The sequence below is a fragment of the Streptomyces sp. NBC_01476 genome (genome assembly GCF_036227265.1).
In the GTDB taxonomy this organism is placed as follows: Bacteria; Actinomycetota; Actinomycetes; order Streptomycetales; family Streptomycetaceae; genus Actinacidiphila.
This window is the reverse complement of record NZ_CP109446.1, coordinates 3004077-3023522: the sequence shown is the minus strand read 5'-3', so window position 1 is coordinate 3023522 and position 19446 is coordinate 3004077. Positions and strand designations below refer to the sequence as shown.

Below are 19446 nucleotides of genomic sequence, written 5' to 3'. Positions count from 1 at the left end.
AACAGACAGGGCCGAGCCACATATGAGCGGACTGCGCACGCTGCGTTCCCGGCTGCGTCGGGCTTACCGCGAGATCATGAAGTTCGGGGCGGTCGGCCTCGTGGGTGTGCTGGTCAATATCGGCGTGTTCAACCTGCTGCGGCACAGCACTCAGCTGCAGACCGTACGGGCCAGCATCATCGCCACGATCGTCGCCATCGTCTTCAACTACATCGGATTCCGGTACTTCACCTACCGGGACCGGGACAAGGCCGGCCGGACCAGGGAACTCAGCCTGTTCCTGCTCTTCAGCGCTGTTGGTCTGGTCATTGAGAACGGTGTGCTCTACCTGGCGACGTACGGCTTCGGCTGGGACAGCCAGCTGCAGAGCAACATCTTCAAGTTCGCCGGCATCGGGGTCGCGACCCTCTTCCGCTTCTGGTCCTACCGCACCTGGGTCTTCCGCACGATTCCGGCCCGGGAGGCCGTGGAGCAGGCCGAGTCCTTCCTCACCGTGGCGGACCGCCGCCCGGCCCCGGGGCTGACGGCCGAGCCCGACCGGCAGCGCGCGAAAAAGGCGAGCTGAGCCTCCTCGGCCTCAGGAGCCTCAGGCTGAGTTGAGTCCGGCCGCCTTCCGTTCTCAGGCCGAAGGCCGCCCCATCGCCCGGTACGTCCACCCCGCCTTGCGCCACAGCACCGGGTCCAGCGCGTTCCGCCCGTCCAGGATGTGCCGCCGCCCGGCCACCTCGGCGAGCGCGGCCGGGTCCAGCTCGCGGAACTCGCGCCACTCGGTGAGGTGCAGGACCACCTCGGCGCCGCGTACCGCCTCCAGCGCCGTAGGGGCGTAGCCCAGGGTCGGGAAGAGCCGCTTGGCGTTCTCCATGCCCTTGGGGTCGTAGACGGTGACCTGGCCGCCCTGGAGGTGGATCTGGCCCGCCACATTCAGCGCGGGGGAGTCGCGTACGTCGTCCGAGTCCGGCTTGAAGGTCGCGCCCAGGACCGCGATCCGGCGGCCCAGGAAGCCGCCGCCGACCGCCTCACGGGCCAGCTCCACCATGTGGGTGCGGCGCCGCATGTTGATCGAGTCGACCTCGCGCAGGAAGGTCAGCGCCTGGTCGGCGCCCAGCTCGCCGGCCCGGGCCATGAAGGCCCTGATGTCCTTGGGCAGGCAGCCGCCGCCGAAGCCGATGCCGGCCCGCAGGAATTTGTGGCCGATCCGGTCGTCGTGCCCGATCGCCTCGGCGAGCTTGACGACATCGCCGCCCGCCGCCTCGCTGACCTCGGCCATCGCGTTGATGAAGGAGATCTTGGTGGCGAGGAAGGCGTTCGCGGCCGTCTTCACCAGCTCGGCGGTCGGGAAGTCGGCCACCACGAACGGCGTGCCCTCTCCGATCGGACCCGCGTACACCTCACGCAGCACCGTCTCGGCACGCTCGCTGGTCACGCCCACCACGATCCGGTCGGGATGCAGGGTGTCCTGGACGGCGAAGCCCTCGCGCAGGAACTCCGGGTTCCAGGCCAGCTCCGCGTCCGCGCCGGCCGGGGCGAGCGTGCGCAGCGTCTGCGCCAGCCGCTCGGCGCTGCCGACCGGCACCGTGGACTTGCCGACCACCAGCGCCGGGCGGCGCAGATGCGGGGCGAGCAGGGAGAAGGCGCTCTCCACGTAACTCATGTCGCAGGCGTACTCGTTGTGCTTCTGCGGGGTGTTCACGCAGACGAAGTGCACGTCGCCGAAGTCCGCCACCTCCTCCCAGGAGGTGGTGAAGCGCAGCCGCCCGCTGGAGCCGTCCATCCCGGCCACGTGCTGGGCGAGCAGTTCTTCCAGGCCCGGCTCGTACATCGGCACCTTGCCGCGCGCGAGCATCTCGATCTTGCGCGGATCGATGTCGAGCCCGAGCACCTCGAATCCCAGTTCCGCCATGGCGGCTGCGTGAGTGGCGCCGAGGTAGCCGGTGCCGATGACGGTGAGCTTCAGAGGCATGCGCGAAGCATAGTCGGCACCGGGTGAACCAAATCAGGTATGCCAGGTGGCCGCCCGGTCCACAATGCGTGCATAGATCTAGGGGGTGGGCTGTGGCCGAGAGTAGTGACGACGGCAGAGACGACGCCGGTACGGAAGCCGGTACGGACATCAGCACGGAAGCCGGAGCGGACGCCGGTACGAAGCGGGGCACGGCGGAGGACCCGGGGGACCGTACGGCGGAGGACGGCGAAGGTACCGGTGACGCCACCGAAGGTGCCCCAGACTCCCCTGCCGCCCCCGACGACGACCCCGCCCGCCGCCTCCGGCGCCGCCGCCGCACCCGCCGGGTCCTCTACGGCGCCCTCATCCTTCTGTGCACCGGCATCCTGCTCTCCGCCGGCACCGCCTACTGGGCCTACCAGCACTACACCGGCCGCGTCGTCCGCATCCCCAACGCCTTCCCCACCAATGTGCCCAAGGCGGCCCTGCCGCCGCCCTCCAAGGACGGCAGCGAGACCTTCCTGCTGGTCGGCGTGGACGCCAGGTCCGACCTGCCGACCACCGGCAAGGACGCCAAGGCGCCGGAGTGGAAGCCCGGCGCCCAGCGCAGCGACACGATGATGCTGGTCCACCTGCCCGCCGACCACAAGCACGCCTACATCGTCTCGCTGCCCCGCGACTCCTGGGTCGCCATCCCCGGCCACGGCAAGGCCAAGCTGAACGCCGCGTTCTCCTGGGGCGGCCCGCCGCTGCTCATCGACACCGTGCAGCGGCTCACCAAGGTGAAGATCGACCACCTGGCGGTCATCGACTGGAGCGGCTTCAAGCAGCTCACCGACGCGGTCGGGGGAGTGGACATCACCGTCGACAAGACGGTCTCCCGGCTCAACGGCGGGGGCCCCGGCGCGGTCTGGTCGGCCGGCACCCACCACATGGACGGCAGCGAGGCGCTGGACTACGTCCGCGAGCGCTACGGCCTGCCCAACGGCGACCTGGACCGTACCCACCGGCAGCAGAACTTCCTGCGGGCGGTGCTCTCCAAGATGCTGTCGGGCGGCACCTTCAGCAATCCGCTCAAGCTCAAGAAGACGCTGGACCAGGTGACGTCCGTGGTGAGCGTGGACGACCAGCTCTCCAACGGCGACCTGCGCGGCCTGGTGTGGAGCATGCGGGACGTCCGTTCGTCGGACATGGCCTTCATGAACGCGCCGGTGGCCGGCTTCGACACGATCCAGAAGCAGTCGGTGGTGCTGCTGGACCAGAACGGCTCCGCGGACCTGTGGGAGGCGATGCGCAACGACACGATGACCGACTTCGTGGCGACGCATTCGCTGGACACTCTCGGCGACAAGGTGTCGTGAACGTCACGGGGCTGTACGGGCCGCGCTGACCCTAGGATCGTAGGGTTACTTAACGGTAGTTAGCCCTTGGGGAGTGAGACAACAGTGGCCGGATCCTCCGACTTCGACCTTTTCCGCCTCTCGGAGGAGCACGACGCGCTCCGGGACGCCGTGCGTTCGCTGGCCGAGGCGAAGATCGCGCCCTATGCCGCGGAGGTGGACGAGCAGGCCCGTTTCCCCCAGGAGGCGCGTGACGCCCTGGAGACCAGTGACCTGCACGCGATCCACGTGCCCGAGGCGTACGACGGATCCGGTGCTGACGCGCTCTCCACGGTGATCGTGATCGAGGAGATCGCCCGGGTGTGCGCCTCCTCCTCGCTCATCCCCGCGGTCAACAAGCTCGGTTCGCTGCCGGTGCAGCTGGCGGGTTCCGAGGAGCTCAAGACCCGCTACCTGGGCGCGCTGGCCCGCGGCGAGGGCATGTTCTCCTACTGCCTGTCCGAGCCGGACGCCGGCTCCGACGCGGCCGGGATGAAGACCCGCGCGGTCCGCGACGGCGACTCCTATGTGCTCAACGGCGTCAAGCGGTGGATCACCAACGCCGGTGTCTCCGAGTTCTACACGGTGATGGCCGTCACCGATCCGGAGAAGCGCTCCAGGGGCATCTCCGCCTTCGTGGTGGAGAAGGGCGACGAGGGGGTCTCCTTCGGCGCCCCGGAGAAGAAGCTCGGCATCAAGGGCTCCCCGACCCGTGAGGTCTACTTCGACAACGTCCGTATCCCCGCGAGCCGGATCATCGGCGCCGAGGGCACCGGCTTCGCCACCGCGATGAAGACCCTCGACCACACCCGGATCACCATCGCCGCCCAGGCCCTCGGCATCGCCCAGGGCGCCCTGGACTACGCCAAGGGGTACGTCAAGGAGCGCAAGCAGTTCGGCAAGGCGATCGCGGAGTTCCAGGGCATCCAGTTCATGCTCGCCGACATGGCCATGAAGCTGGAGGCCGCCCGGCAGCTGACCTACGCCGCCGCCGCCAAGTCCGAGCGGACCGACGCCGACCTGACGTTCTTCGGTGCCGCCGCCAAGTGCTTCGCCTCCGACGCGGCCATGGAGATCACCACCGACGCCGTCCAGCTGCTCGGCGGATACGGCTACACCCGCGACTATCCGGTGGAACGGATGATGCGCGACGCCAAGATCACCCAGATCTATGAAGGCACCAACCAGGTGCAGCGGATCGTCATGGCACGCAACCTCCCGGCGTAACCTCTCCCGTCTCAACTCCCGTCTCAACTCTGTAATAACCGCAGTTCCCAGGGCGCCCTACGGGGTGCCCTTTGGGTAGTTGGGGTGGTTTAGCGGTCGGTTTGCGATCAATTGACAAGCGGTCGAGGCGGCTTGTAGAGCTGTGAGGGCCAACAGCGGGACGGGGGGCCTTACACGTCTGCTGGGTGGCCCTTTTCTCTGCTTGTGATCCGAGTCCCGTGAAGGGAAGACGTGTCCATTAACCGCCGCACCGCGATAGCGGTGCGTTCCATTGGTGTCGCCTCCGCCGCAGCCGCTCTCGCGCTGGGCGTCGCAGGCAACGCGTTCGCTTGCAACATCGGTGACTTCACTCCGACCCTCGCGTGCGACACCGCGACCGGCAAGAGCACCGTCACGGTCGTCGACACCGACGCCTCGCGTCCGGTGGTCGTCACGGTGAACAACGGTTCCACCCAGGTGGGTACCGGCACCTTCACCGACCGCAGTAACACCTTCGTGGTCCCCGTGCAGTGGGTGCCCAACGCGACCTACACCGTCCACGTGACGGTCGGTCAGGGCAGCCGTCCCATCCTGGACAAGGACCTCGACGTCAAGCTGCCGGTCGGCGCCGACGCGTGCGAGACGCCCGCTCCGCCCTCCAGCCCGCCGCCCACGTCCCCGACGGACACCCCGACCACCGACACGCCCACCACCGCGCCGTCCGAGTCCGCGACTCCGACGGCGACCGCGACCACCGTCGCTCCGGTCGTCGCCGACACCAACGCGCCGTCCCCGGCCGCCGGTGGCAGCCAGAACCTGGCCGAGACCGGTGGCAGCAGCAGCACCCCGATCATCGCGGGCATCGCCGCGGCGCTGGTCGTCGTCGGCGGTGGCTCGGTGTTCGCGCTGCGCCGCCGCAAGCCGGCCGCGCACTGACGTTCGCCGGCGCCCGGTCCCCGGGCACGGCGCACCGCACGACAGCACGGAACGACAGCACGGAACAACAGCGGTAATCAGCGGTGAGCAACGGCCGTACGGCGCATCCAGCGTCGTACGGCCGTTGTGCGCAAGGGGGGGGTGACGGACCGTCACCTGGCGTCCTCGGCGGGCCCGGTCGCGGCGGTGATTCGTCACTGATGCGTCACGGTCGTCACGAATTCGCACAGGACGCGTACCTGACAGCCGGGAGGCGATACGCTGCGACGCCGCCGTCACCGGATCCCCGGTCGCGGCGTGGCGTTTCAGCAGGCAGAACGTGAAATTGGGGGCACCTCATGGCTATTCGCAAATCGACGATGCAGGAACAGGTCGCACAGGCCATCGCGCAGATCAACCCGGCCGACAAGCCCATCGTCACCTTCCACACGGTCACCGGGCCGAGCCCGTGGCTGATGGACAACCTGGGGCTGCTCGCCCAGGCCTTCGTGAAGTACTACTTCGTGACGGTCACCGAGCAGGCCGTGGTCTTCCACAAGGCCGGCCGGATGACCGCGCGCCCCAAGGAGCTGGTGGCGGCGATACCGCGCCAGGAGGCCGCCGGTCTGGTCAGCGACATCCGCCGCAAGCCGCTGTGGAGCTCGATCCGCTTCCAGCTGCCCGGCGAGGCCAAGCCCACCCGGCTGAACGTGGGCCGCTACTGGCGCTCCGAACTCGACCAGTGGGTCCCGGCCGTCACCGGTCAGCAGATCGCTGCCTGACAGCCCGTCCGCCGGCCCGTGCGGGCCGGCCAGGGGCGGTCGCCCGCTCCGCACACCCGGGGAACGCGAGAACGGCCCCGGCCCCGCGACGATCTCGCGGGGCCGGGGCCGTTCCCATGAACGGGGAGGAGCGGGGAGGGCGGGGGGAGCCGGGGACGGGGGCTACTTGCTGGTGCCCACCGTCACCTTCTGGTCGTTCTTCAGCTCGTCGAAGAGCGTCTTGGCCTTGGTCATGTCCCACTTGACGGCGTCGCCGTCGTTCGGGGTCATGTAGTTGGAGTTGGCGATCGGCACCGTGATCGAGTTACCGCTGCCGCCGGTGACGCCCTTCATGGCCCAGAACATCGAGGCCAGGTCGGGCAGGCTCATCTTCTTGTCCACGATCAGCGTGTCCAGGCCGGAGCCGATCACCGGGTAGAGCTTGAACGGGTTGAGGATGGTGCTCGGCGACGCGGCCTGGTGGGCCAGGGTGGACAGGAACTTCTGCTGGTTCCGCATCCGGCCGAGGTCCTGGTCGGCCTCCTGGTGGCGCTGCCGCACGAAGGCGAGGGACTGCTTGCCGTCCAGCTTCTGGCAGCCGGCCTTGAAGTCGGCACCGGACGCCTTGTCGTGCACCGCCTTGTCCAGGCACATGTTCACACCGCCGAGCGCGTCGACCAGGTTCACGAAGCCAGAGAAGCCGATCTCCGCGTAGTGGTCGATGTGGATGCCGGTGTTGTACTCGATGGTCCGGGTGAGCAGCTCGGGGCCGCCGTCGGAGTACGCGCGGTTGAGCTTGTGCGTGGAGGCGGCGTACCGCTTGTGCGTCTGCTGCCCGGTGAAGGCCGGGATGGTGACGTACGAGTCACGCGGCAGGCTCATCATCGTGGTGCCGTTGTCACCGGTGTGCAGGATCATCATGGAGTCGGTGCGCTGGCCGCTGTCCGCACCGGTGTGCAGCTGCTTCTCCTGCTCCTTGGTGAGGCCCTCACGGCTGTCGGAACCGACGATCAGGTAGTTGGTGCCCTTGCCCGCCGGCGGCCGGTCCTCGACCTTGCTGAGGTCCACCTCGCGGCGCACCTTGGAGTCCGCCCAGAAGTAGGTGGACACGGACACCACGAGCAGCACCACGACCAGGCCGAGCACGGTGTACCCGACCTTCCTGCGGGTGCTCCAGCGCGGTGTGCGCGGACCCCCGCCGCCGGGGCCCCCGGCGGGCGGCGGGCCGTACGGACCGCCGGGGCCGCCGCCCGGCTGCGGGCGGCGGGTGGCCTGCGGCGGGACACCACCGGTGGCAGCGGCCCGGCGCGGCGACAGTTCTGGGGGCAGCGGGGGCTCGGAGAGCCGGCGCCGCTCGGTGTCATCGCTCCAACCGTTCATGCCCGCAAGTGTGCCCGCCCCGGTCCGGCGTCCCGCAATCCGAGGCGGTTCTGTAGCAGACCCGATGCATTCGGCCACCGGCCGCAGCGGTTCCGTAACGGACATAAAGTGGGCGTCATGATCGAGTCATCCGCCGGACGCGAACCGTCCGGGCCGGGAGCGGGAAACCGCAGGCCAGAGGCGTACACCCCGGAGCCGCTGCCTCCTCCCGCCGTCCCGGTGATCCCCGGGAAGCCGACCTCCGCGTCCCGCATCACGCTCTCCCACATCATGAGCGCGCACGACACCAACCTGCTGGGCACCGTGCACGGCGGGGTGGTGATGAAGCTGGTGGACGACGCGGCCGGCGCCGTGGCAGGACGGCACTCCGGGGGCCCGGCGGTGACCGGCGCGATGGACGAGATGGCCTTCCTCGAACCGGTCAGGGTCGGCGACCTCCTCCATGTGAAGGCCCAGATCAACTGGACCGGCAAGACCTCCATGGAGGTCGGCGTCCGGGTGGTCGCCGAGCGCTGGAACGAATCGGGCCCCGCCAAGCAGGTCGCCAGCGCGTATCTGGTCTTCGTGGCCGTGGACGCGGAGGGCAAACCGCGTCCGGTGCCACAGGTGATCCCGGAGACCGAACGCGACCGCAGGCGTCGCCAGGAGGCCCAGATCCGCCGCACCCACCGCCTGGCCCGCCGCCGCGCGATCGTGGAGCTGCGCCGGGAGCGCACGGCGGAGGGACTGGAGGAATAGCGGCGACAGGACGCCCGGCCTCTTAGGGCACCTGGCCTCCTAGGACGCTTGGCCTCTTAAGACGCTCGGGCCCTTAAGGCACCTGGTCTCCCAGGGCGCGTGGGCACATCCCTAGGCGCACACCACCTCGTCGCCGGTGACCGCGTTCTCGCCCACGCTGTTCTTCGCCACCGACACCGGCGTGACCTTGGTGAAGTCGGCGCCCAGTGTGACCCGCAGCACCGGGCCGAGACCGGTCACCGGCATCAGCCGCGCCCCCGGCAGCGCCGCCGCGAGCGACTTCGCCGAGTGGTCCCACCGGGGGTCGTAGCGGATCACGGTCCGGTCCGCCTTCTGCGCGGCCGTGGTCGGCAGGCCCGGGGTGACGAAGCCGGTGGCCTTGAGCGCCTTCTGCACGGTGGCGGCCAGCCCGTTGGTGTCCGTGCCGTTGGCGACCTTCACGCGGACCTGCGCCGGGTCGACATCGACCTTGACGCCTCCGTGCGGGGACTTCGGGTGCGGTGGGGCGAGCGGCTGGTCGGCCCGGATCGCCGCCCAGAGCTTGCCCGCCTTCGTGCTGTCCCACTTCACGGTCGAGCCGATCCCCGGGACCTTGTAGTCGAGGTTGCTCAGCGGCACCGACGTGAACTCGGAGGAGCTTGCCGACAGGCCCTTCATCCCCTTGGCGAGCGCGATCAGATCGGTCGTTCCGAGTCCCTGGTCGGCACGGACGGAGCCGAGCACGGTACGGGCGATCCGGGTCAGCGCCACCGGGTTGCTCAGCGTCTTCTCGCTGGTGATCTTGTGGATGATCTGGGCCAGGAACTTCTGCTGCCGCTGCATCCGCCCCAGGTCCGCCGAGCCGTCGGTGTGCCGGGAGCGTACGTACTGCAGCGCCTGGCCGCCGTCCAGCGTGGTCGTGCCGACCGGGAGGTCGAGACCGCTGTAGGAGTCCTTCAGCGGGACGGTGGTGCACACCGGGACACCGCCGATGACGTCCACCGTCTTCATGAAGCTGGTGAAGTCCACCTCCAGGTAGTGGTCGATGTGCACGCCGGTCATCTGCTCGACGGTGTGCACGGTGAGCTTCGCACCGCCGTCCGCGAACGCTTCGTTGATCTTGGCGGGATGGGTGGTGAGCGGCGGCCGGGCCGGCGTGGGCCGGGCCGCGGCGGGCACGGCGCCCGCGCCGCTGTGTCCCGGGGTGTTGGGCAGCCGTACATAGGTGTCGCGCGGGATGCTGACGATGCTGGCGCGCTGCCGGTCCGCCGAGAGGTGGACCAGCATGATGGTGTCCGTGCAGTGGCAGGGCGCCCCGCCGAGGTGGTAGAGCTGCTTCTCTGCCGGGTCCAGGCCGTCGCGGCCGTCGGTGCCCACGAGCAGGAAATTGGTGCCCTTGGTGCCGTCCGGGCGGCCCTGCATCCCGCCGAAGGCGTCCACCCGGCCGATCGCGCCGTTGACGCCGGTGACGACCGCGTGGCCGATCCCGCTGACGGTGATCACCATCAGGGCCATGCCGCCGGCGATCCGCGTGCTCCAGCGGACCGGCGGCCTCGGGCGGGTGCGGGTACGCGGTGGCGGGCGCCGGCCGGCCGGCAGGCGGTTGGCGGGGGGCGGCGGGCGGCGGCGGGTGGGCGGCAAGGGGGAGACCTCCAGCCAGCGGGGACAGACCCGTTCAGGCTAGGAACAAATAGGACTGTCGGTCTTGACCCCACGCGCTGGGGTCCCCCGTTAGCGGTAACGTTTGCCCCGATGAACGCCGCCACTGACCCCACCACGCACTCCGCGCTCCCGGCCGTCTCCGTGATCATGCCGGTGCTCGACGAGGAGCGCCATCTGCGCAACGCCGTCCGGCACATCCTCGGCCAGGACTATCCCGGTGAGCTGGAAGTCGTCATCGCGCTCGGGCCGTCCAAGGACCGCACCGACGCGATCGCCGCCGAACTGGTCGCGGAGGACCCCCGGGTCCACACCGTGCCCAACCCCACCGGCCGCACCCCCGCCGCGCTCAACGCCGCCATCAAGGCGTCCCGCCACCCCGTCGTGGTCCGGGTCGACGGGCACGGCATGCTCTCCGCCGACTACATCGCCACCGCGGTCCGCCTGCTGGCGGAGACCGGCGCGGCCAACGTCGGTGGCATCATGCACGCCGAGGGTGAGAACAACTGGGAGCACGCGGTCGCGGCCGCGATGACCGCCAGGATCGGCGTCGGCAACGCGGCCTTCCACACCGGCGGCGTGGCGGCCCCCGCCGACACCGTCTACCTCGGTGTCTTCCGCCGCGAGGTGCTGGAGCAGCAGGACGGCTACAACGTGGAGTTCATCCGCGCCCAGGACTGGGAGCTGAACTACCGCATCCGTGAGGCCGGTCATCTCATCTGGTTCTCGCCCGAGCTGAAGGTCTCCTACCGGCCGCGGCCGAACGTGCGCGCGCTCGCCAAGCAGTACAAGGACTACGGCCGCTGGCGCCGCGTCGTCACCCGCTACCACCGCGGCTCGGTCAACCTGCGCTATCTCGCCGCCCCCGCGGCCCTGCTGGCGAATGTGGCCGGCATCGTCGTCGGCGCCGCCCTGACCCCGTGGGCGCTGCTCGTCCCGGCCGCGTACGTCGTCGGGATCACGGCCGGCTCCCTCCCGGCCGGCCGCGGCCTGCCGTTCGGCGCCCGGCTCCGTATCCCGCTGGCGCTGGCCACCATGCACATGTGCTGGGGCTACGGCTTCCTGACCAGCCCCCGCTCGCTGGCCCGCAAGGTCATCGCCAGCCGCCGCCCGGCGGTCACCGCCCCGGCCGGCCAGCCGGCGGACGTATGACCGTAAGGACACCAGCCGCAGGGCCCGCCGGACACCGTCCGGCGGGCCCTGTTCCGTGACCCGGCCCGGGATCAGCCGCCGTGGTAGACGTACGGCCAGTAGATCGGCATGCAGGCGGCGGCGTCGGCGCCGTTGAGGGCCTGCGCGGTCTTGGGCACGGAGCCGGCCTTCGGCAGCGTCGCGCTGTAGTCGGTACCGCTCTTCCAGTCCGCGCCGACCGTCAGGCCGCCGCGGCGGGTGGCCCCTGCGGCGCGGTCGTCGTCGGTGCCGCCGACCACGTCGGCCATCGCCACCACACCCGCGAAGTCGATGGTCAGCCAGTGGTCGATGCAGAGGCCGGTGAGGTTCTGGACGGTGGCGAGCGTGCAGCCGGCTCCGCCGCGCCGCCGAGCTTGGCGTCCTCCGGGGCGGAGCGGGTGTCGGAGCCGAGGATCAGGATGTTCATCGCGGTCCGGCCTGCCGCGTTCGCCTTCGTCCTGGCCACGTTGGTCGCACCGCTGGCGCGCTCGCCTTTGCGGATCTTGCCGGACAGGTACTCGTAGTAGCCGTAGGCGGCGCCCGCTGAACCGAGAACGCCCACCGCGGCGACGACCGACACCCACGTCAGGACCTTGCGCCTGCGGCTCTTCCGGCGCCGCCGGGGGCCGCCGCGCCGGCCTGCGGTGCGGACGAACCGGAGCCGTCAGGACGGGAGTCCTGATCCCGGTCCAGGTCGTTTCCCCCGACCGTGCCGTCGTGCGTACGTGCCCCCCCCGGGCGCTGTTGCGCTGTCCCCCTGTCAGACGGTCCTGAAGCGCACGGAGTTGCACCCGGCGGCCCGGACTTCGCAGGCCACGGGGAACCCTTACGTCTCCGGTGGCAGGCCGGACCACGATCGGCCTACGACCGGACGACGCCCGGCCCACGAGCGGGCCCATGACGGAACGCGGACCACGGCACCGCGCCGCTCACCCCGCGCAGACCGTGCTGTCCGCCGTCACCACCCGCAGCCCCTTCGGCGGGGTGGTCGGCGGCCCGATCGGCGTCCCCGGTGCCGTGTAGTCCGCGCCCAGGGTGAGCGTCATGTACGTGAGCGGCGCGACGTCCTTGGTGCCCTGGTGCAGCGCGGAGGCGGGCAGGCTCATCATGGCGGCCAGCGAGCGGGCCTGGTCGGCCTGGTTGGGGGCGTACTCCAGGGTGGTCTTCGCGAGTTTGGCGGGCGCGTCCCCGCCGTTCGCCGACCGGTTGACGCCCTTCTCGTTCTGCAGCCAGGCGAGGACGTCCTGGGAAGCGCCGAAGACACCGCTGCCGTTGAGGACGGTGACCCGGGTGTTGTGCGGAGTGGCCTTGGACCCGACGAGTCTGGGATCGGGCTTGGGCGGTCCCGCGGTGACCGGGACGTCGTTCTTGATCATGGCGTCGAGCTGCGCCGCCCCGGTCTGGTCGACCACGACGGTGCCGTGCGTGGGGTCGGCCGGATTCTCCTTCACCGGCAGGGTGGTGAAGGTGAGGTGCTTGGCGTCGACCCGGGCGAGGTCCTTGGCCAGCGCGTCGAGCGCGGCCGGCGTGCCGAGCGGGGTGTCGACGGTGAGCGCCTTGCCGGTGACCAGCGAGCGCAGCTGCCCGTCGTCGCCCGGCAGCTTCGCGAAGCAGACGTCGTCACCGCCGGCCGCCGCCGACAGCGCCTGCACCTTCGCCGAGCCGAGCATCATGAAGTGGTCGACGGGGATGCCGGTGAGCTGCCTGACCAGGCGCATCGTGCAGCCCGGGTCACGGCCGTCGGAGCCGAGGCTCTCGGCGACCTTCGGGGAGGCGGCCTTCTGGGGCGAGCCCGGCACGGACTCGCCGTCGCCGCCCCGCACCGCGGGGCAGTCAGGGATGCTCGTCACGAGGTCGGCCGGGATGCCCACAGCGGTCGCGTTGCTGCGGTCGGCTGCCACATGCAGCAGGACCGTGGTGGTGGCGGCGCCCTTGTCGGTGCCGATGAGCAGCAGGTTCATCGGGCCGGTGGCCGACAGGGTGGCGGCTCCGGCATCCCCGACGGCCACTGTGCTGATGCCGTTGCCGGAGGCCGAGTGCCCGGAGGCGAGGATCCCGGCGCCGCCCGCGACCACGGCGACGCCGGCCACACCGGCCGCCCAGAGCACCGCCTTGCGGTTGCCGGACTTCTTCGGCTTGCGCCTGCTGCTGCGCCCGCCGGCCGGCGCGGCGGCCCGCCTGCCGCCCTGTGGCGGCTGCGCCGGCCGGGACGGGGGAGGGGGCGGCGCGGGCGCCGGTGCCTCGGGTGCGGGCGGCGGCGCGGCAGGCGGTTCCAGCCGCAACTCGTACATGCCCGTCGCCGGATTCAGCACCCACTGGTCCGCCGGGTCCACATAGTCAGGCCCTTGTGCGTCCACCGTCGCTCCGGTCCTCCGTACGGTCGCCGGCGCCCCGGCCCGGGGTCATCCGACACACTTGGTACTGTCCGCCTGGGTCTGCTGCACCCCGCCGGGCACCGCCGTCGGCGGCCCGATCGGGACGCCCGGCTTGGTGAAGTCGGCGCCCAGGGTGAGCTTCATGTACGCCAGCGGCTCCGCGTCCACCGTGCCCTGGTGGAGAGCGGAGGCGGGCAGGCCCATTATCGCGGCCAGCGAGCGGGCCTGGTCGGCCTGGTTCGGCGCGTACTCCAGAGTCGTCCTGGCCACCGGCGCGGGTGCGTTGCCCCCGTTGTCCGAGCGGTTGACCTGCTGCTCGTTCTGCAGCCAGTTCACGGTGTCCTGGGCGGCGCCGATGATGCCGCTGCCGTTGAGCACGTTGACCCGGGTGTCGTGCGGGGTCGCCTTCGGGCCGACCAGTCTCGGGTCGGGGGTGGCCGGCTTCTTCTTCGCCTGGGTCAGCGAGGTGTCGTTCTTGACCAGGGTCAGCAGCGGAGTCGCCTTGGCCTGGTCGACGACGACGGTCGCGCGGATCTTCTCGTCCGGGTTGTCCATCACCGGCATCGTGGTGAAGGTGATGTGCTTGGTGTCGACCTTGCTGAGGTCCTTGGCCAGGCCGCTGAGCTTGCTGACACTGCCGATCGCGCTGTCCACGGTGAGCGCCTTGGTGGCGGCGTTCGCCAGTGTGAAGAGCTTCCCCGGGTTGGTCAGGGTGCCGCTGGACTTGATCTGACGGATCATCGCGCTCAGGAAGTTCTGCTGGAGCTTGATCCGGTCCAGGTCGCTCTGATTCTGCAGCGCGTGCCGGGTGCGGACGAACTCCAGTGCCTGCTCGCCCTCGATCTTGTGCGGGCCCGCGCTCAGGTTGAGGTGCGACTTGGGGTCCACCAGCGGGCGGGCCAGGCAGATGTTCACGCCGCCGACGGCCGTCGAAAGCGTCTTGACCGCCTCGAAGTTGACCATCATGAAGTGGTCGATCCGCAGTCCCGTCATCTCCGAGACCAGCCGCATCGTGCAGCCGGGGTCACGGCCGTCCTGGCCCAGGCTCTCGTTGAACCGCGGCGTGCTCACCTGCCTCGGCGTGCCCGGGATGACCTTGGTGGAGCCGTCCTTCTGCTTGGTCGGGCAGTCCGGGATGCTGGTCACGATGTCGCGCGGGATGCTCAGCGCGGTGGCGTTGCTCCGGTCGGCCGACACATGGAAGAGGATCGTGGTGTCGGCGTGCCCGACACTGCCGGTGTCGCCGTACTGCGAACCCAGGCCCTGCCGGCTGTCGGTGCCGATCACCAGGACGTTCATCGGGCCTTCGTGGGTGACGGACTTGCTGCCCGCGTCACCGACGTCAACCGTGGTGATGTTGTTGTTGATGTGCTGATAGACCAGGTAGCCGCCGACCGAGGCGGCGATCACCACGAAGCCGAGCGCGCCGCCGGTCCAGGCGAGCACCTTCTTCTTACGGGACTGCCGGGTCCGGTCCGGCTTGCCCTTGCGGCGGCTGCGCGGCCCGGTCAGGGCGGTCGCCGGGGCGGCGCCGGTCCTGGCGGCCCGGCGGCCTCCGGTCACGGGGGTGGAGGCACCGGCGGCGCCCGCGGCGGTACCGGTGGAGGAGGACGCGGTGCGGGACGGTGCGGCCGGACGCTCGGCGGAATCGCGGTGGCTGCCCTGCGCGGGCACGCTCGGTGACGGCGCCTCGTCGGGGTCCAACCGCAGTTGGTACGTGCCCGTTTCCGGGTCCAGCACCCACTGGTCCGCCGGGTCGATGTTTCTACGGCCTTGCGTGTCCACGGTCCCTCGGGTCCTCCATCCGGGATCGGCCGGAGCGCTCACACTAGCCGCCAAGTTCAGCGCCGATATGCGGTCGTGACAAATTCCGCATCCCTACAACCGGACAAACCTGACGATCCCGGCGACGCCTTGAAGTGGGCTTTCAGCGGCCTTTCACTGGTCTTTGCTGCACAGGTCACGGTCGGCGGTGGTGCCCCGGTACGTCGGGACGGCGCTCGGGGTGCCGGAGGCGGTGTCGGTCGGGGTGGCCGTCGGGGTGCCGGTCGATGTGCCTGTCGGCGTCCGGGTCGGCGTTCCCGTCGGGGTGCCGGTCGATGTGCCTGTCGGCGTCCCGGTCGCGTTGGCTGTCGGCGAGGCGGTGGAGGAGCCGTCCGGCGTCTCCCCGGTCACGTTGACCGCCACGTCGTCGCGGATCGCGGTGAAGAGCTGGTCGGCGGCGGGCTGCATCAGCTGGTCGCGGTTGTGGTCGGCGACGTACGGCTCGCGGGGCAGGGTGAGGAAACGTATCGCCCCGGTCGGCGTCTGCTGGATGCTGTGCGCGAGGTCGTACAGCTCGCTGAGCGAGTCGAGCCCCGGGTCGGCGGTCAGCGAGGAGGTGGCCGCGGAGAGCAGCGGGTAGAGCTTGACCGGGTTGAGCAGCACGCCGTTGCTGCGCACCTTGCTCACCAGCGAGGCGAGGAAGTCCTGCTGCCGCTCCATCCGCTGGGTGTCGCTGCCGTCGCCGATGCTCTCGCGGGCCCGTACGTATCCCAGCGCCTGCGATCCGTTGAGCTTCTGCCGGCCGGCGGGCAGGTCGAGTTGCGCGTTCACGTCGTGCACCGGCTCGGGCACGCACACCTCGACGCCGTTCACCGCGTCGACCATCTTCTTGAAGCCGGTGAAGTCCACGATGAGGTGGTGGTCGATCCGGATCCCGGTCATGTCCTCGACGGTCCGGATGGTGCAGGCGGCGCCGCCGAACTGGAACGCCCAGTTGAACTGCTCGAAGCGGGCCGGCGCGGTGCCGCCGTCGGGCTTGGTGCAGTCGGGCACGTGCGCCATCAGGTCGCGGGGGATGCTCACCGCGGTGGCGCTGCTGCGGTCGGCGGCCAGGTGCAGCAGGATCGTGGTGTCCGAGCGCTGGGTGCCGGTGTCGTGGCCGTACTGCTCGTTGCCGTTGCCGCGGTTGTCCGAGCCGATGAGCAGGATGTTCTCGGCCTTGGTCGGGCCCTCGGCGGGGCGCTCCTTGTCGTGGGCCTTCAGCTCGGTCTCGGTCGTGGTGTCCGTGGTGATGTTGCCGTTGAGCTGGCGGTAGACGTACCAGCCGCCGGCGCCGAGGGCGAGCACGAGGAAGGCGGTGCAGGCGGCCAGAATCCGAAGCCAGTGCCGCCGGCGGTGCCGCGGGTGCGGGATGAGCGGCGTCGCCGCACCAGCACCGGGACCCGCCTCCGCGGGGACACCCTCCGGCCCGGCTTTCCGGGCTGACGCCCCGTCAGAAGCGGCCGGCGCCTCAGCGCCGGGCCCGACCGGGGCATTCGCGTCGCCGTCGGTCGCGGGCTCGGGTCCGGCCTCCGGCTTGGGAGCCGCAGTGCCGGCGCCGCCGTCCGGCGTGGCCGCAGTGTCGGGTCCGGCCGGGGTATTCGGTCCGGCGTTGCCCTCCGGCCTATCCGCCGTCGTGCCGGCGGCGGCCGGCTTCTCCGCGTTGCCGGCCGGCGTGGCACCTCCGGCGGGTTCCGGCGCCGCGGGCGGCGCCTTCCGCGTTATGTGTGCGTCGTCCGCCTCGGGCGGGCTGTCGGTGGTGGACCCGCCTTCGGTTTCGTTCGCGGGGGAGCCCTCGGAAGCCGGGGTCGCGTCCGGCTTCTCCTGCGGGGGCTCGTCTGGCGTGGTCACGTCTTGTGCCCGTCCCTCGGTAGTTCGCCCGGCGGTGGCCGGTTGCCGGTTGTCTCCGGGGGTTCGGACCCGAATGCCCCACCGGCACTCGTTCAGACAGCCGAATAGCGCTGTTGGTTGCCCGAGGTGTCGAATTCCCCGCGGATTCGCAAGGAATCCCGGGCGTCCGCCGGGCATCCGGCCGGGGTCCTGCCCCGCCCGGCGTCACACCGCGGTGTGCGTGACCCGCTCCGCGTCCTTGCGCCGCTCCAGCTGCTCGGCCGACAGCGCCCCGGAATTGCGGCAGAGCACGACCGACGCGTCCGCGGCCAGCGGCGCCAGCAGCCCGGCGGCCAGCCCGTCCCACGTGTCGTAGGGCAGCGCGGACAGCAGCCGGGAGCCGCGCTCCAGCCCCAGCGCCGCGGCCGAGCCGAGCGCCCGGTCCACCACCTCGCCGGCCGTCAGTACGGCGCCGCCGCCCGGCAGTTCCAGCGCGGGCGCGTCCGGACCGACCGGGGCGTACGGCGCGAAACGGTCGCCCTGGGTCGGCACCTCCACCGCGTAGTCGGCGAATCCGGCCGGCGGCTGCGGGAAACGCCCGCCCAGCGGACGCAACGCGAGAGCGACGCGCTCGCCCTTGCAGGCACGGGCCGCGTCCAGCGTGTCCGGCCCGCTCACCACCAGGTCGGCGCCGCCCGGGTCGCCGCCGGGCGCCACCACCACACCGGTGGAGAAGGCGGCGAGCATCCACACGGCGGTCTGCCAGTGCGCGGGCAGCAGCAGCGCGAGCCGGTCGCCCGGCTGGGCGCCGAGTTCGTCCTGGAGCAGATTCGCCGTCTTGGCGACCCAGTTGGCGAAGGTGGCGACCGACAACTCGACGCGTTCGCCGGTGGCGTCGTCGTAGAAGGTGACCAAGGGGCGGCCGGCGTCGGAACGCAGGGCGTCGGAGAGCAGAGCGGCGGGAGTACGCAGGCTGGGTGTCACGCCGGTCAGGCTACCCGGCCTGTTCCGGCCACCTCGCTGAGCCGTACGGGTAGCATTGCTCCTCGCAGCCGACCGGCCGTCAGCTTCCTGGTTTATCGGGTTTGCGGCTTGTGTCACTATCTTCCTCATGCCTGCACCCACGCCTGCACGGAGCCCTCTGGCGTCCGTAGCCATGGCCACGGACATCGCGGACGCCACGGACGCCCGGACAGCCGCGGACAACTCCCGCGCGACCGAGGCGATCCTCCTGGTCGGCGGCAAGGGGACCCGGTTGCGACCGCTCACGGTCAACACCCCCAAGCCGATGATCCCTGCGGCCGGAGTGCCTTTCCTGACCCACCAGTTGGCCAGGGCCCGAGCCGCCGGCGTCGAGCACGTGGTGCTCGCCACCTCCTACCTCGCCGAGGTCTTCGAACCGTACTTCGGCGACGGTTCCGCCCTCGGCCTGAGCCTGGAGTACGTCACCGAGTCCGACCCCCTCGGCACCGGCGGCGCGCTGCGCAACGTCGTCCACCGCCTGCACGCAGGGCCCGGCGACCCGGTGCTCATCTTCAACGGCGACATCCTCACCGGCCTCGACATCCCGGCCCTGGTCGCCACCCACCGCCGGACCGGCGCGGATGTCTCGCTGCACCTGACCAAGGTGCCGGACCCGCGCGCCTTCGGCCTGGTCCCCACCGACCCCGACGGCCGCGTCACCGCCTTCCTGGAGAAGCCGCAGACGCCCGAGGAGATCGTCACCGACCAGATCAACGCCGGCGCGTACGTCTTCAACCGGTCGGTCATCGACGCCATCCCGGCCGGCCGCCCGGTCTCCGTCGAACGCGAGACCTTCCCAGGACTCCTCGCCGCCGGCGCCCACCTCCAGGGCATGGTCGACTCCACCTACTGGCTCGACCTCGGCACCCCGCACGCCTTCGTCCGCGGCTCGGCCGACCTCGTCCTCGGCCGCGCCCCCTCACCCGCGGTCCCCGGCCGCCACGGCGAGCGCCTGGTACTGACCGGCGCACAGGTCGCCGACGACGCCAAGCTCTCCGGCGGCACCTGCGTGGCGGCGGGCGCGGTCATCGGCTCCGGGGCGCGCGTCGACGGCAGTACGGTGCTGGCCGGCGCCCGGGTCGAGGCCGGCGCCGTGGTGAAGAACTCACTGATCGGGGTGGGTGCCGAGGTCGGTGCCAGGACCGTGCTCGACGGTGTCGTGCTCGGCGACGGCGCGGTCCTCGGCCCCGACAACGAGCTGGCCCCCGGCGCCCGGGTGTGGTGCGGGGCCCGTATCGGCGCGGGGGCGATCCGCTTCTCCTCCGACCAGTAGCGGCCGGGTACGC

General features: G+C 71.0%; 16 protein-coding genes and 1 pseudogene. 8 read left to right on the top strand and 9 right to left on the bottom strand.

All coding sequences use genetic code 11. From position 1 onward, the window contains the following. Positions 1-22 precede the first annotated feature (22 nt). Complete coding sequence (locus OG552_RS13465) at positions 23-565, top strand: GtrA family protein (protein WP_329132570.1); 543 nt, start codon at positions 23-25, stop codon at positions 563-565. A 54-nt stretch (positions 566-619) separates the two neighbouring features. Here OG552_RS13465 and OG552_RS13460 read toward each other — a convergent pair whose 3' ends face one another. Then, positions 620-1960 (bottom strand): UDP-glucose dehydrogenase family protein, encoded by a 1341-nt coding sequence (locus OG552_RS13460; protein ID WP_329132567.1) that lies wholly within the window; start codon positions 1958-1960, stop codon positions 620-622. 92 nt (positions 1961-2052) lie between these two features. Here OG552_RS13460 and OG552_RS13455 point away from each other — a divergent pair, with 92 nt between their 5' ends. From OG552_RS13455 to OG552_RS13440, 4 genes are all read left to right on the top strand, one after another. Continuing rightward, positions 2053-3303: an LCP family protein gene (locus OG552_RS13455; RefSeq protein ID WP_329132565.1), complete on the top strand. Its 1251-nt coding sequence runs from the start codon at positions 2053-2055 to the stop codon at positions 3301-3303. A gap of 84 nt (positions 3304-3387) precedes the next feature. Then, positions 3388-4548 (top strand): acyl-CoA dehydrogenase family protein, encoded by a 1161-nt coding sequence (locus OG552_RS13450; protein WP_329132563.1) that lies wholly within the window; start codon positions 3388-3390, stop codon positions 4546-4548. A 231-nt stretch (positions 4549-4779) separates the two neighbouring features. Further along, a complete protein-coding gene (locus OG552_RS13445) occupies positions 4780-5463 on the top strand; it encodes an LAETG motif-containing sortase-dependent surface protein (protein WP_329132561.1) in 684 nt (227 codons plus the stop codon). Between the two features lie 338 nt (positions 5464-5801). Next, positions 5802-6224, top strand: coding sequence for a hypothetical protein (locus OG552_RS13440; RefSeq protein ID WP_329132559.1), 423 nt, complete (start codon positions 5802-5804; stop codon positions 6222-6224). Between the two features lie 162 nt (positions 6225-6386). Here OG552_RS13440 and OG552_RS13435 read toward each other — a convergent pair whose 3' ends face one another. After that, positions 6387-7583: an LCP family protein gene (locus tag OG552_RS13435; RefSeq protein ID WP_329132557.1), complete on the bottom strand. Its 1197-nt coding sequence runs from the start codon at positions 7581-7583 to the stop codon at positions 6387-6389. A 270-nt stretch (positions 7584-7853) separates the two neighbouring features. On the opposite strand from OG552_RS13435, the gene OG552_RS13430 reads away from it, so the two are divergent. Beyond that, the gene (locus OG552_RS13430; protein ID WP_329140794.1) at positions 7854-8321 is read left to right on the top strand and encodes an acyl-CoA thioesterase; all 468 of its coding nucleotides are present in this window, start codon (positions 7854-7856) and stop codon (positions 8319-8321) included. 111 nt (positions 8322-8432) lie between these two features. Here the strand turns inward: OG552_RS13430 and OG552_RS13425 are convergent, their stop codons facing one another. Then, positions 8433-9815 carry an LCP family protein gene (locus OG552_RS13425; RefSeq protein ID WP_329132554.1) on the bottom strand — a complete coding sequence of 461 codons (1383 nt, stop codon included), beginning with the start codon at positions 9813-9815 and terminating at the stop codon, positions 8433-8435. A gap of 237 nt (positions 9816-10052) precedes the next feature. Between OG552_RS13425 and OG552_RS13420 the strand changes: the two genes are divergently transcribed. Then, complete coding sequence (locus OG552_RS13420) at positions 10053-11111, top strand: glycosyltransferase family 2 protein (RefSeq protein ID WP_329132552.1); 1059 nt, start codon at positions 10053-10055, stop codon at positions 11109-11111. A gap of 71 nt (positions 11112-11182) precedes the next feature. On the opposite strand, the gene OG552_RS13415 is transcribed toward OG552_RS13420, so the two are convergent. From OG552_RS13415 to OG552_RS13390, 6 genes and pseudogenes are all read right to left on the bottom strand, one after another. After that, positions 11183-11398: a hypothetical protein gene (locus tag OG552_RS13415; RefSeq protein ID WP_329141389.1), complete on the bottom strand. Its 216-nt coding sequence runs from the start codon at positions 11396-11398 to the stop codon at positions 11183-11185. Next, positions 11372-11718 (bottom strand): annotated as a pseudogene (locus OG552_RS36425) (LCP family glycopolymer transferase); the annotation flags it as partial. The pseudogene OG552_RS36425 and the gene OG552_RS13415, both read right to left, overlap by 27 nt. 340 nt (positions 11719-12058) lie before the next feature. Next, a complete protein-coding gene (locus tag OG552_RS13405; RefSeq protein ID WP_329132550.1) occupies positions 12059-13486 on the bottom strand; it encodes an LCP family protein in 1428 nt (475 codons plus the stop codon). Positions 13487-13531: 45 nt separating this feature from the next. Then, the gene (locus OG552_RS13400; protein WP_329132548.1) at positions 13532-15289 is read right to left on the bottom strand and encodes an LCP family protein; all 1758 of its coding nucleotides are present in this window, start codon (positions 15287-15289) and stop codon (positions 13532-13534) included. 153 nt (positions 15290-15442) lie between these two features. After that, positions 15443-17158: an LCP family protein gene (locus tag OG552_RS13395; RefSeq protein WP_329132546.1), complete on the bottom strand. Its 1716-nt coding sequence runs from the start codon at positions 17156-17158 to the stop codon at positions 15443-15445. Between the two features lie 204 nt (positions 17159-17362). Then, on the bottom strand, positions 17363-18121 hold the full coding sequence (locus tag OG552_RS13390; RefSeq protein ID WP_329132544.1) for a TIGR03089 family protein: 759 nt from the start codon (positions 18119-18121) through the stop codon (positions 17363-17365). Between the two features lie 172 nt (positions 18122-18293). On the opposite strand from OG552_RS13390, the gene OG552_RS13385 reads away from it, so the two are divergent. Continuing rightward, on the top strand, positions 18294-19433 hold the full coding sequence (locus OG552_RS13385) for an NDP-sugar synthase (protein ID WP_329132542.1): 1140 nt from the start codon (positions 18294-18296) through the stop codon (positions 19431-19433). Positions 19434-19446: the final 13 nt, after the last annotated feature.